Raw genomic sequence first — 11,794 nt, 5'->3', positions numbered from 1 at the left:
TATTGTTCGCCACGTCATGGCCGAAGACCCACACCCCCGCAGGTCCGACGACCCTTCGTCGGAAGGCGCGGCAGGTGCCGTTCTGGGCTACCTACTCGCCGGCATCGTGGTGTGGGGCTTCCTCGGGTGGTTGGCGGAGCGTTTTCTCGATCTGCGAACCGGCGTCGGGGTCGCCCTCGGCATGATCTTCGGCGCGGCCGGAGCGATTTACCTGATCATGAAGAGGCTCAGTGCTTGAGTGCCAGCACGCGCGGGTCTGTCGAGTGCGGAGGATGACACGGTGAGTGGACAGCTCGTCGCCGCAGAGGGGCTTCCCTGGCCCCCCAGCGTCGGAGATTTCTACCCGCCGGACGTGGCTGGCCCCTGGGTCACCAAGTTCGGGATCATGGTCTGGCTCGCGGTCGCGTTGCTGATCGTCTTCTTCATGCTCGCCTACCGGAAGCCCAAGCTGGTCCCCGGTAAGGCCCAGTGGTACGCGGAGTCGGTCTACGGCCTGGTCCGGGACAACATCGCCCGCGAGCAGATGGGCAACGCGGGCATCCGCTTCGCGCCCTACTTCACGGTGCTGTTCAGCTTCATCGTGCTGACCAACCTCTTCGCCATCGTGCCCGGGTTGCAGATCTCGCCGAACTCGCACATCGCGTTCCCCATCGTGCTCGCCGCGATCTCCTACGTGATGTACCTCTACATCGGCGCCCGCAAGCACGGCCTCGGCAAGTACCTCAAGATGAGCCTGATCATCCCGAACGTGCCGTGGCCCATGCACATCCTGCTGATCCCGATCGAGTTCATGCAGACGTTCATCGTCCGGCCCGTCACGCTGGCCCTGCGGCTCTTCGCGAACCTGTTCGCCGGCCACCTCCTGCTGCTGGTCTTCACCATCGGCGGCTTCGTGATGCTCAACTCGAGCAGCCTGTTCATCCAGGTGACCTCGGTCTTCTCCTTCCTGATGGCGATCGTGATGGCCTTCTTCGAGGTGCTGGTCGCCGTCCTGCAGGCCTACGTCTTCGTCACGCTGAGCGCGAACTACATCGGAAGTTCGCTCGCCGACGAGCACTGATCGGGCTCGGCGGGCCACCCGGCCCGACCAAGCTTCTGGTACCGACCCGCGTACGCGTGAGCCCTCACGCGTCGAACAGGAGGAATACCCGCAATGACTGTTCTTGCCGAGATCGGCGGTAGCGTCAACACCATCGGCTACGGCCTCGCCGCCATCGGCCCCGGTATCGGTGTCGCCCTGGTCTTCGCGGCCTACATCCAGTCGAGCGCGCGCCAGCCGGAGTCCGCCGGCTACAACCGCACCTGGCTGATCCTGGGCTTCGCCCTGGTCGAGGCGCTCGCGCTGTTCGGCCTGGTGCTCGCCTTCGCTGTCGGCGGCTGACGAAAGCTCTCTCCCGACCCGGAGGTCTGACATGTTCATCGCCGCAGAAGGTGTGGAGCACAACCCGATCCTGCCCATCTGGCAGGAGATGGTCGTCGGGACCATCGCCTTCGCCCTGCTCTGCTTCGTCCTGCTGAAGTTCGTCATGCCCCGCATGGAGGCGATGTACCAGGCGCGGGTCGACGCGATCGAGGGTGGCCTCAAGCGGGCCGAGGCCGCCCAGGCCGAGGCGAACCAGGTGCTCGAGCAGTACCGGGCCCAGCTCGCCGAGGTGCGTACCGAGGCGGCCCGGATCCGGGACGACGCCCGGGCCGACGCCGAGGGCATCCGCCAGGACATCCTCGCCAAGGCGCGGGAGGAGTCCGACCGGATCATCGCCGCGGGCAAGGAGCAGCTCGCCGCCGAGCGCGCCACCATCGTGCGCGAGCTGCGCACCGAGGTCGGCACGATCGCGGTCGACCTGGCCAGCAAGATCGTCGGGGAGTCCCTCGCCGACGAGGCGCGCCGCAAGGGCACCGTCGACCGGTTCCTGAGCAACCTCGAGAGCGCGGGGGCCCGCTGATGCAGGCCGCCAGCCGGGAGTCGTACAAGGTCGCGGCCGAGCGCCTCGACACGTACGTCCGCGGTGCGGAGCCGTCGGCGGTGGCCACCACCGCCGACGCCATCCTCTCCGTCGCCAACCTGCTGCGGCGCGAGCCGCGGCTGCGCCGGGCGCTCTCCGACCCGGCCCGCACCGGTGCCGACCGTGCCGGGCTGCTCGGCGAGCTGCTGCGCGGCAAGGTCGACGCCGAGGCGCTGGACCTGATCGCCTCGCTGGTCTCCGGCCGCTGGTCGGCGCCCTCGGAGCTGCTCGACGCCGCCGAGCGGCTGGGCGTCGACGCTCTCCTGGCGGGCGCCGATTCCGCGGGCGAGCTGGGCGAGGTCGAGGACGAGCTGTTCCGCTTCGGGCAGGTCGTCGCCGGCTCGCCGGGGCTGTCCAGCGCGCTCTCCGACCCGACCGTCCCGGCCGAGCGGCGGGCCACGCTGGTCGACCAGCTGCTCGCCGGCAAGGCCCGGCCGGTCACCGGCTACCTGGTCGGGGTCGCGCTCGCCGGGTTCGGTGGACGCAACTTCGCCGGGGCGCTCACCCGGCTGGTCGAGCTGGCCGCCGACCGGCGGGACCGGCAGGTGGCGTACGTGACCGCCGCGGCCCCGTTGAGTGAAGAGGACGAGCGCCGGCTGGGCGCGAGTCTCTCCGCGATATACGGTCGGGAGGTCTCCGTCAAGCAGACGGTGGACCCCTCGGTTCTCGGTGGCGTGAGCGTGCGGGTCGGTTCCGACCTGTACGACGGCACCGTCCTGCGCCGCCTCAACGAGAGCCGCAACGCGCTCGCGAAGCGCTGAGGCGGCACCCCCGCTCAGCGCCTGTGAATAGACGCCATTCGGACCGGTCGGTACTTGGTATCCCGGGCCCCTGATACTTAAGGAAGCAGAGGATGGCCGAGCTGACCATCTCGACGGAGGAGATCCGCGGCGCCCTGGAGCGCTACGTCTCCTCCTACTCGTCCGAACTCTCCCGCGAGGAGGTCGGCACCGTCGCCGACACCGGCGACGGCATCGCCCACGTCGAGGGCCTCCCCTCGACCATGACCAACGAGCTCCTGGAGTTCGAGGACGGCACGCTGGGTGTGGCGCTGAACCTCGACGTCCGGGAGATCGGTGTCGTCGTTCTCGGTGACTCCGCCAAGCTCGAAGAGGGGCAGCGCGTCAAGCGCACCGGCCGGGTGCTCTCCGTGCCGGTCGGCGACGCCTTCCTCGGCCGCGTGGTCAACGCGCTCGGCCAGCCGATCGACGGCCTCGGCGACATCGCCAACGAGGGCTTCCGCGAGCTGGAGCTCCAGGCCCCGAACGTGATGGCCCGGCAGTCCGTCGACGAGCCGCTGCAGACCGGCCTCAAGGCCGTCGACGCCATGACCCCGATCGGCCGTGGCCAGCGTCAGCTGATCATCGGCGACCGGAAGACCGGCAAGACCACCGTCGCGCTGGACACCATCCTCAACCAGCGGGACAACTGGCGCTCGGGCGACCCGAAGAAGCAGGTCCGCTGCATCTACGTCGCCATCGGCCAGAAGGCCTCCACGATCGCCTCGATCAAGGGCGTCCTGGAGGAGGCGGGCGCGATGGAATACACCACCATCGTCGCCTCCCCGGCCTCCGACCCGGCCGGCTTCAAGTACCTCGCCCCCTACACCGGCTCGTCCATCGGGCAGCACTGGATGTACGGCGGCAAGCACGTCCTCATCGTCTTCGACGACCTGAGCAAGCAGGCCGAGGCGTACCGCGCCGTGTCCCTGCTGCTGCGTCGCCCGCCGGGCCGCGAGGCGTACCCGGGTGACGTCTTCTACCTGCACTCCCGCCTGCTGGAGCGCTGCGCGAAGCTCTCCGACGAGCTGGGCGGCGGCTCGATGACCGGCCTGCCGATCATCGAGACGAAGGCCAACGACATCTCGGCCTTCATCCCGACCAACGTCATCTCCATCACCGACGGCCAGATCTTCCTCGAGACCGACCTGTTCAACCAGGGCGTCCGGCCGGCCATCAACGTCGGCACCTCGGTCTCCCGGGTCGGTGGCGCCGCGCAGGTGAAGCCGATGAAGAAGGTCGCCGGTTCGCTGCGGCTCAACCTGGCCCAGTTCCGCGAGCTGGAGGCGTTCGCCGCCTTCGCCTCCGACCTGGACAAGACCTCCCGCGCCCAGCTGGACCGGGGTTCCCGCCTGGTCGAGCTGCTCAAGCAGGCGAACTACTCGCCGTACCCGGTGCAGGAGCAGGTCGTCTCGGTCTGGGCCGGCACCGAGGGCAAGCTGGACGACGTCCCGGTCGGCGAGATCCGTCGCTTCGAGTCGGAGTTCCTCCAGTACCTCCGGCACAAGCACGAGGGTGTCCTGGCGAGCATCGCCGACCACCAGTGGAACGACGACATCATCAACTCCCTGGACTCCGCCATCGCCGAGTTCAAGCAGGTCTTCCTCGGCAAGGAGGACGAGCGGCGGATCAACGACGCGCCGGCCGCGCCGCTGGAGGGCGAGCAGGACCGCGAGACGGTGAGCCGCTACCGCGACGGCACGGGCGACCGCCCGGCCGAGAACCGGTAAGGGCTGATTCATGGCGGCCCAGGTTCGCGTTCTTCGTCAGCGGATCCGCTCGGCGAAGGGGATGAAGAAGATCACCAAGGCGATGGAGCTCGTGGCGACGAGCCGCATCGCCAAGGCCCAGGCCCGGGTGGCGGCGTCCCTGCCGTACGCCCAGGCGGTCACCGGCGTGCTCACGGCGCTGGCGTCCAACGCGCGGATCGACCACCCGCTGCTCACCCCGCGCGAGCGGGTGCGGCGGGCGGGCGTCCTGCTGGTCACCTCCGACCGCGGCCTCGCCGGCGGTTACAGCTCCAACGCCATCAAGATGGCCGAGTCGCTGATCGCCCGGCTGCGCGCCGACGGCAAGGAGCCGGTGCTCTACGTCATCGGGCGCAAGGGTGTCGGGTTCTTCCGGTTCCGTGACCGGCCGATCGAGGCCAACTGGACCGGGTTCTCGGAGCAGCCGACCTTCGCCGACGCCCGCGCCGTGGGCGAGACGCTGATCAAGGCGTTCACCGCCGGTGCGGACGACGTCGACGGCGGCGCCGGGGCGGACGGGGTGCTCGGCGTCGACGAGCTCCACATCGTCTACACCGAGTTCCACTCCCTGATGACCCAGACCCCGGTCGCCCGGATCATGGGCCCCATGCAGGTGGAGGACCGGCCCCGGTCCGAGGGCGCGCTGCCGGCCTACGAGTTCGAGCCGGACGCGGAGGCGCTGCTCGACGCGCTGCTGCCGAAGTACATCAACACGCGGATCTACGCGGCGTTGCTGGAGTCGGCGGCAAGCGAGTCGGCGGCCCGTCGGCGGGCGATGAAGAGCGCCACCGACAACGCCGAAGAGATGATCGAGAAGTACACGCGTGAGATGAACTCGGCCCGCCAGGCCGGGATCACCCAGGAGATCAGCGAGATCGTCGGCGGCGCTAACGCGCTGGCCGCGTCGGGAAGTGAAGTGTGATGACTGCCCCAGTAGAGACCAAGACGGCCACGGGTCGCGTGGTCCGGGTCATCGGCCCGGTCGTCGACGCCGAGTTCCCGCGCGACGCCATGCCGGCCCTGTTCAACGCCCTGCACGTGGACGTGACGCTCTCCGGCGGCGAGAAGACGCTGACCCTGGAGGTCGCCCAGCACCTGGGTGACAACATGGTCCGCGCCATCTCGATGCAGCCGACCGACGGCCTGGTCCGTGGCACCGAGGTGCGCGACTCCGGCTCGCCGATCACCGTTCCGGTGGGCGACACGGTCAAGGGCCACGTGTTCAACGCGATCGGCGAGTGCCTCAACCTCACCGAGGGCGAGACGCTCCAGCCGGACGACCACTGGGGCATCCACCGCAAGGCTCCGGCCTTCGCGGACCTGGAGCCGAAGACCGAGATGCTGGAGACCGGCATCAAGGTCATCGACCTGCTCGCCCCGTACGTCAAGGGCGGCAAGATCGGCCTGTTCGGCGGTGCCGGCGTCGGCAAGACGGTGCTCATCCAGGAGATGATCACCCGTGTCGCCCGGAACTTCGGTGGTACCTCGGTCTTCGCCGGCGTGGGTGAGCGCACCCGCGAGGGCAACGACCTCATCGCCGAGATGACCGAGTCCGGCGTCATCGACAAGACCGCGCTGGTCTACGGCCAGATGGACGAGCCGCCGGGCACCCGGCTGCGGGTCGCCCTGTCGGCGCTGACCATGGCGGAGTACTTCCGCGACGTCAAGAAGCAGGAGGTGCTGCTCTTCATCGACAACATCTTCCGCTTCACCCAGGCCGGCTCCGAGGTCTCCACCCTGCTCGGCCGCATGCCGAGCGCGGTGGGCTACCAGCCGACCCTGGCCGACGAGATGGGCGAGCTCCAGGAGCGGATCACCTCCGTCCGGGGCCAGGCCATCACCTCGATGCAGGCGATCTACGTGCCGGCGGACGACTACACCGACCCCGCCCCGGCCACCACGTTCGCCCACCTCGACGCGACCACCAACCTGGAGCGGTCGATCTCCGACAAGGGCATCTACCCGGCCGTGGACCCGCTGGCGTCCTCGTCCCGGATCCTCGCCCCGGAGTTCGTCGGCGCCGAGCACTTCGCGGTGGCGACCGAGGTGAAGCGGATCCTGCAGAAGTACAAGGACCTGCAGGACATCATCGCCATCCTCGGTATCGAGGAGCTCTCCGAGGAAGACAAGATCACCGTGCAGCGCGCGCGGCGCATCGAGCGCTTCCTGTCGCAGAACACCTACGCGGCGGAGCAGTTCACCGGCGTGCCGGGCTCGACGGTCCCGATCGAGGAGACCATCGAGGCCTTCCGGAAGATCAGCGAGGGCGAGTACGACCACTTCCCCGAGCAGGCCTTCTTCATGTGCGGCGGTCTCGAGGACCTGGAGCGCAAGGCAGCCGAGCTCATGAAGAGCTGACCTGTCGGTCCTGACCAAAGGCCGCCCCGGCAACGCCGGGGCGGCCTTTCGTCCGTTTTCGGATCCGATGATCGCCGCTGGCCGGTTCCGCGTGGTCGGCGATCATGCCGTACGCGAGGTACCGTCGATCCGCCCACCCACCACGTGGGCGTCGATCCGCAACGAATCGGCTGCATGCGCCCGTCTCCTGATCGTGGGCGTGACGAACGGAGATGATCGTGGGTAAGGCCGACAAGGGCGGCGGCAAGCCGTCCAGGTGGTCGGGGGTGCCGCGCTGGGCCCGGGTCTGCACCGTGTTCGGTGCCGTCCTGATGCTGCTCAGCGGGGCCGTGCTGGTCGGTGCCGAGGCGCTGATGGCCCGTTACGAGGGCGCCGTCGGCAAGGCCGACCTCTTCGGCGACCAGGCCGCCGGGGCGAAGGAGCGCAAGAGCGACATCAAGGGGCCGCTCAACATCCTGCTGGTGGGCATCGACCCGCGCAACCCGGAGATGCCGCCGCTGGCCGACTCGGTCATGGTGCTGCACGTGCCGGCGGAGCTGGACCGGGCTTACCTCTTCTCGATGCCGCGTGACCTCATCGTGGAGATCCCCGAGTTCAGCCGGGCGGAGTTCGACGGCGGCACCGACCGGCTCAACGCGGCGATGTCGTACGGCAGCCGGGTGCCCGGCGGCAACCCGGACGCGGCCCGCGGATTCGAGCTGCTGGCGACGACGGTGCAGAACGTCACCGGCATCACGCGCTTCGACGCGGGCGCCATCATCAACTTCAACGGCTTCAAGAAGATCGTCGACGCGATGGGCGGCGTCGACATGCACATCGAGCGCGAGGTGCGCTCCGAGCACCGCGAGCCGGACGGCAAGCACCGCAAGGGCAACCCCAACGGCGAGGGCTACGTCGGCCCGCAGGCGGTCTACAAGAAGGGCAACCAGCACCTCAGCGGCTGGCAGGCGCTCGACTACGTCCGCCAGCGCTACCCGAAGAACGGCGTCCCGGACGGCGACTACGGTCGGCAGCGGCACCAGCAGCAGTTCGTCAAGGCCATGGCCGGTCAGGCGCTCAGCGCCGACGTGGTGACCAACCCGGTCAAGCTGGACCGGGTGCTGCGCGCGGCCGGGCAGTCGCTGATCTTCAGTGGCCGGGGCCACGGCGTGGTCGACTTCGGCCTGGCGCTCAAGGACATCCGCCCGGAGACGATCCAGATGATCAAGTTGCCGGGTGGCTCGGTCATCCAGAACGGCGAATACCGGGGCGAGAAGTTCCAGCCCGCCGTGGACGACTTCTTCGCCGCGCTGCGCAAGGGGCAGCTCGACGCGTTCCTGGTGGAGCATCCCGACTTCCAGAACAAGGCGAAGTAGCCGTGGCGCAGGTCTCGCCACCCGCGTTGGGGGCGGGTCTGCGGCACGACTAGACTTTCGACAATCCGCCGCCGCAGCAAGGAGACAGCGTGGCAAAGCAGCTTCACGTCGAGCTCGTAGCCGTCGAGGAGAAGGTCTGGTCCGGCGAGGCCGAGATGGTCGTCGCCCGCACGACCGAGGGCGAGCTGGGTGTGCTGGCGGGGCACGCGCCCCTGCTCGGTCAGCTTGCCGAGCCCGGCCAGGTGCGCATCAAGCTTCCCGGCGGCGAGCAGGTCTCCTACGAGGTGGCCGGCGGCTTCCTGTCGGTGACCGCCGAGGGCGTCACCGTCCTGGCCGAGAGCGCCACCCCGGTCTCCGCCGCGCAGAGCCGCTGAGCCGAAGCGTCGATGGAGATCGTCGAGGGGATCGGAATCGGCGTCGCCGTCATCCTCGGCGCACTCCTGATCCTCTTCGCCCGGCGGACCGTCGTCACCCGTAGCGGTGGCATCATCCGGCTCGGCGTCCGGACCTCCACGATGCTCGACGGCCGAGGCTGGGCTCCCGGCTTCGGCCGCTTCGTCGGCGACGAACTCCGCTGGTACCGGCTGTTCAGCTTCGCCATCCGGCCCGCCCGGGTGCTCTCCCGCGAGGGGCTGGCCGTCGAGCGACGGCGGCTGCCCGAGGGGCAGGAGCGCCTCTCGATGCCCGCCGACTGGGTCATCCTCCGCTGTACGAGTGACCATGCCCCGGTGGAGATCGCCATGGCCCGGTCCACCGTCACCGGATTCCTCTCCTGGCTCGAGGCCGCCCCTCCGGGGGCGGTCTCGCCGCGTCTGGCCTCCCAGGACTGGCCCGCCGCCTGACGTCCCCTCGTCCTTGGGGGTTTCCGGGGAGCCCACCCGCTCCGGGCGGTCAGGCTTGATCCCTCCGCGGGACGGGCTCCCCGGGGAACCCCTGCCGTCCCACGATCCGCGGCTCCGCCTATTCCACCTCACCCTCCGCTGTCACCAGTCTCGTGCAAGTGAGCGGCTCGACTACTCGGGTGGCGACGCGACCAGTTCGATTTCGTACCCCTGGTTGTCGGTGAGGTAGGCGGCGTACGTGTCGGGGCCGCCGGCGTGCGGATGGCGGTCCGGGAAGAGCAGTGACCAGCCGTGTGCCGGCGCGGCCCCGACCAGCCGGTCCACGGCGGCGGGCGGGCCGGCGTGGAAGGCCAGGTGGTTGAGGCCGGGGGCGAGCCGGTCGTGCCGTCGCCCGCTCAGCGCGGGTGACTGCTCCAGCACCAGGTACGTCGGGCCGAGCCGCCAGGAGCGGCCGTCCGGCCACTCCTGGTACGGCGTCCAGCCCAGCTCGCCGAGCAGCCAGCCCCAGCCGAGTGTGGCGGCGCTCAGATCGGGCACCCAGACCTCGACGTGGTGCAGCGTGCCCACCGGGGTCTCCGGTGGGCGCGAGGGCCGCGTGGTCAGCGGTTGCCGCCCGGCACCCATAGCACATCTCCGTCCGGATTTGCCGTTCTTGACAGGATAAAGAGCAGATCCGATAGCCGGTTGAGATACTTTGCCGGGAGCGAGCTGGTCCGCTCGGGGTCGTGCGCGACCAGGGCCCATGCCGCCCGCTCGGCGCGTCGGGCGACCGTCCGCGCCACGTGCAGCAGCGCCGCACCCGCGGTGCCGCCGGGGAGGATGAAGGAGTCGAGCTTGCTCAGGCGTGCGTTGTACTCGTCGCACCAGCCCTCCAGGCGCTCGACGTACGCCTCGGTGACCCGCAGCGGCGGGTACTTCGGGTCGGGTTCGACCGGGGTGGCCAAATCGGCGCCCACGTCGAACATGTCGTTCTGGATCGACGCCAGGACGGCCCGCAGTTCCTCGTCGAGTTGTCCCAGGGCGAGCGCCACGCCGATCGCGGCGTTGCACTCGTCGACGTCCGCGTACGCGGAGATGCGCGGATCGGTCTTCGGCACCTGCTCGTTGTTGCTCAGCCTGGTCATGCCGGCATCGCCGGCCTTGGTGTAGATGCGCGTGAGGTGGACGGCCATGACGCACAGCCTACGGATACCGGACCTGACTATCCCGGAGCGGCCGGGCGGCACCGCCGTCCGATCAGCCGGGAGCCCCGGCGACGCCGGTGACCCGGCGGTCCACGACCTCGACGTCATCCGGGTGCGCGGCGACGCGCGCCTGGCCGGCTCGGTGCACGTCGTGGGCGCCAAGAACTCGGCGCTGAAACTGATGGCCGCCGCGCTGCTCGCGCCGGGCCGCAGCGTCATCACCAACGTGCCGCGCATCACCGACATCGCGATCATGGGCGAGGTGCTCCGCCGGCTCGGCTGCGGCGTCCGGTTCGACGCCGACGACCCGGTCGACCCGATGGTCGCGTACGGCGGGGTGGCCCGGTCCCGGTCGGTCGTCATCGACGTGCCCGAGCAGCCCGGCGCCGAGGCGGACTACGACCTCGTACGCCGGCTGCGCGCCTCGATCTGCGTGCTGGGCCCGCTGCTGGCCCGCCGGGGATACGTGCGGGTGGCCCACCCGGGCGGCGACGCCATCGGCTCGCGGGGCCTGGACATGCACGTCTCCGGGCTGACCCGGATGGGTGCCGAGATCTCCGGGGAGCACGGCTTCGTGATCGCGTCGGCGCCGCACGGGCTGCACGGCGCGGAGATCGTGCTCGACTTCCCCAGCGTCGGGGCGACCGAGAACCTGGTCATGGCGGCGGTGCTGGCCCGGGGGCCGAGCGTCATCGACAACGCCGCCCGGGAGCCGGAGATCGTCGACATCTGCACGATGCTGAACCAGATGGGCGCGCGGATCTCCGGCGCCGGCACCTCCACCCTGCACATCGAGGGGGTGCCGGGGCTGCGGCCGGTGCGGCACGCGACGGTGGGGGACCGGATCGTCGCCGGTACCTGGGCGTTCGGCGCGGCGATGACCCGGGGGGACGTCACCGTGAGCGGGGTGGAGCCGGCGTTCCTGGAGGTGGCGCTCGACAAGCTGGTCTCCGCCGGGGGTCTCGTGGAGACCCGGGGCGACGCGTTCCGGATCCGGATGGACGACCGGCCGAAGGCGGTGGACGTCGTGACGCTGCCGTACCCGGGCTTCGCCACCGACCTGCTGCCGATGGCGATCGGGCTGGCGGCGGTCAGCGACGGGGCCTCCCTGATCACCGAGAACATCTTCGACGGCCGGTTCATGTTCGCCAACGAGATGATGCGGCTGGGCGCGGACATCAAGACCGACGGCCACCACGCGGTGGTCCGGGGCCGGGACCGGCTCTCCGGCGCGCCCGTGCGCGCCACCGACATCCGGGCCGGCGCCGGGTTGATCATCGCCGGGCTCTGCGCCGAGGGGGTCACCGAGGTCTCCCACGTGCACCACGTGGACCGGGGCTACCCGGACTTCGCGGCCGACCTGCGCGCGCTCGGGGTCGAGGTGGAGCGGGGCACCGCACCGGAGGAACCGGACCTGAGCATCTGAGCCTGTCGCGCCCGAGCGGCACCTCGCCCTCCGGGGCCCACGCCGGGCCGCGCACGTGGGGAGGCGTGGGCCGGCACCTGGAGGGTCCACCCCGCCCAG

Annotated in this window: 14 protein-coding genes; 12 read left to right on the top strand and 2 right to left on the bottom strand. The window is 70.1% G+C overall.

Annotated features, from left to right (window positions below):
- Window positions 1–16: 16 nt before the first annotated feature.
- The 11 genes from OG989_RS01080 (at window position 17) to OG989_RS01030 (ending at window position 9,085) form a co-directional block, all read left to right on the top strand.
- Complete coding sequence (locus OG989_RS01080; protein WP_132231195.1) at window positions 17–238, top strand: hypothetical protein; 222 nt, start codon at window positions 17–19, stop codon at window positions 236–238.
- Entirely contained in the window at window positions 239–1,060 is an 822-nt protein-coding gene (gene atpB / locus OG989_RS01075) for a F0F1 ATP synthase subunit A (protein ID WP_151452882.1), read from the top strand.
- A gap of 93 nt (window positions 1,061–1,153) precedes the next feature.
- Window positions 1,154–1,381 (top strand): ATP synthase F0 subunit C, encoded by a 228-nt coding sequence (gene atpE, locus OG989_RS01070; RefSeq protein ID WP_088998660.1) that lies wholly within the window; start codon window positions 1,154–1,156, stop codon window positions 1,379–1,381.
- Window positions 1,382–1,412: 31 nt separating this feature from the next.
- Window positions 1,413–1,943 carry a F0F1 ATP synthase subunit B gene (locus OG989_RS01065; protein ID WP_088998661.1) on the top strand — a complete coding sequence of 177 codons (531 nt, stop codon included), beginning with the start codon at window positions 1,413–1,415 and terminating at the stop codon, window positions 1,941–1,943.
- The gene (locus OG989_RS01060) at window positions 1,943–2,764 is read left to right on the top strand and encodes a F0F1 ATP synthase subunit delta (protein WP_151452881.1); all 822 of its coding nucleotides are present in this window, start codon (window positions 1,943–1,945) and stop codon (window positions 2,762–2,764) included. Before OG989_RS01065 ends, OG989_RS01060 begins: the two co-directional genes overlap by 1 nt.
- A gap of 92 nt (window positions 2,765–2,856) precedes the next feature.
- A complete protein-coding gene (atpA, locus tag OG989_RS01055; RefSeq protein ID WP_151452880.1) occupies window positions 2,857–4,512 on the top strand; it encodes a F0F1 ATP synthase subunit alpha in 1,656 nt (551 codons plus the stop codon).
- Between the two features lie 10 nt (window positions 4,513–4,522).
- Window positions 4,523–5,452, top strand: coding sequence for a F0F1 ATP synthase subunit gamma (locus OG989_RS01050; RefSeq protein WP_151452879.1), 930 nt, complete (start codon window positions 4,523–4,525; stop codon window positions 5,450–5,452).
- Window positions 5,452–6,888: a F0F1 ATP synthase subunit beta gene (gene atpD, locus OG989_RS01045; RefSeq protein WP_151452878.1), complete on the top strand. Its 1,437-nt coding sequence runs from the start codon at window positions 5,452–5,454 to the stop codon at window positions 6,886–6,888. The genes OG989_RS01050 and atpD overlap by 1 nt, the downstream gene beginning before the upstream one ends.
- A 212-nt stretch (window positions 6,889–7,100) precedes the next feature.
- The gene (locus OG989_RS01040) at window positions 7,101–8,243 is read left to right on the top strand and encodes an LCP family protein (RefSeq protein WP_151452877.1); all 1,143 of its coding nucleotides are present in this window, start codon (window positions 7,101–7,103) and stop codon (window positions 8,241–8,243) included.
- 89 nt (window positions 8,244–8,332) lie between these two features.
- Complete coding sequence (locus OG989_RS01035; RefSeq protein WP_151452876.1) at window positions 8,333–8,617, top strand: F0F1 ATP synthase subunit epsilon; 285 nt, start codon at window positions 8,333–8,335, stop codon at window positions 8,615–8,617.
- A gap of 12 nt (window positions 8,618–8,629) precedes the next feature.
- Window positions 8,630–9,085 (top strand): DUF2550 domain-containing protein, encoded by a 456-nt coding sequence (locus tag OG989_RS01030; RefSeq protein ID WP_327029440.1) that lies wholly within the window; start codon window positions 8,630–8,632, stop codon window positions 9,083–9,085.
- 171 nt (window positions 9,086–9,256) lie between these two features.
- Here the strand turns inward: OG989_RS01030 and OG989_RS01025 are convergent, their stop codons facing one another.
- A complete protein-coding gene (locus OG989_RS01025; RefSeq protein WP_327029439.1) occupies window positions 9,257–9,709 on the bottom strand; it encodes a VOC family protein in 453 nt (150 codons plus the stop codon).
- Window positions 9,685–10,257: a cob(I)yrinic acid a,c-diamide adenosyltransferase gene (locus tag OG989_RS01020; RefSeq protein WP_132231212.1), complete on the bottom strand. Its 573-nt coding sequence runs from the start codon at window positions 10,255–10,257 to the stop codon at window positions 9,685–9,687. Before OG989_RS01020 ends, OG989_RS01025 begins: the two co-directional genes overlap by 25 nt.
- Between OG989_RS01020 and murA the strand changes: the two genes are divergently transcribed.
- Window positions 10,256–11,695 carry a UDP-N-acetylglucosamine 1-carboxyvinyltransferase gene (murA, locus tag OG989_RS01015; protein WP_327029438.1) on the top strand — a complete coding sequence of 480 codons (1,440 nt, stop codon included), beginning with the start codon at window positions 10,256–10,258 and terminating at the stop codon, window positions 11,693–11,695. The two genes, OG989_RS01020 and murA, sit on opposite strands and share 2 nt — an antisense overlap.
- Window positions 11,696–11,794 lie beyond the last annotated feature (99 nt).

This window comes from Micromonospora sp. NBC_01740 (genome assembly GCF_035920365.1).
GTDB classification, from domain to species: Bacteria; Actinomycetota; Actinomycetes; order Mycobacteriales; family Micromonosporaceae; genus Micromonospora; species Micromonospora reichwaldensis.
This window is presented reverse-complemented; position numbering and strand designations above follow the sequence as displayed.

Excerpts from the sequence above, each read along its gene's own strand:
- atpD (WP_151452878.1), top strand. The coding sequence starts at position 5,452 with ATGACTGCCCCAGTAGAGACCAAGACGGCCACGGGTCGCGTGGTCCGG.
- murA (WP_327029438.1), top strand. The coding sequence starts at position 10,256 with ATGACGCACAGCCTACGGATACCGGACCTGACTATCCCGGAGCGGCCG.
- OG989_RS01060 (WP_151452881.1), top strand. The coding sequence starts at position 1,943 with ATGCAGGCCGCCAGCCGGGAGTCGTACAAGGTCGCGGCCGAGCGCCTC.
- OG989_RS01020 (WP_132231212.1), bottom strand. The coding sequence starts at position 10,257 with ATGGCCGTCCACCTCACGCGCATCTACACCAAGGCCGGCGATGCCGGC.
- OG989_RS01025 (WP_327029439.1), bottom strand. The coding sequence starts at position 9,709 with ATGGGTGCCGGGCGGCAACCGCTGACCACGCGGCCCTCGCGCCCACCG.
- OG989_RS01030 (WP_327029440.1), top strand. The coding sequence starts at position 8,630 with ATGGAGATCGTCGAGGGGATCGGAATCGGCGTCGCCGTCATCCTCGGC.
- OG989_RS01065 (WP_088998661.1), top strand. The coding sequence starts at position 1,413 with ATGTTCATCGCCGCAGAAGGTGTGGAGCACAACCCGATCCTGCCCATC.
- OG989_RS01040 (WP_151452877.1), top strand. The coding sequence starts at position 7,101 with ATGATCGTGGGTAAGGCCGACAAGGGCGGCGGCAAGCCGTCCAGGTGG.
- OG989_RS01050 (WP_151452879.1), top strand. The coding sequence starts at position 4,523 with ATGGCGGCCCAGGTTCGCGTTCTTCGTCAGCGGATCCGCTCGGCGAAG.
- atpA (WP_151452880.1), top strand. The coding sequence starts at position 2,857 with ATGGCCGAGCTGACCATCTCGACGGAGGAGATCCGCGGCGCCCTGGAG.
- OG989_RS01080 (WP_132231195.1), top strand. The coding sequence starts at position 17 with ATGGCCGAAGACCCACACCCCCGCAGGTCCGACGACCCTTCGTCGGAA.
- atpE (WP_088998660.1), top strand. The coding sequence starts at position 1,154 with ATGACTGTTCTTGCCGAGATCGGCGGTAGCGTCAACACCATCGGCTAC.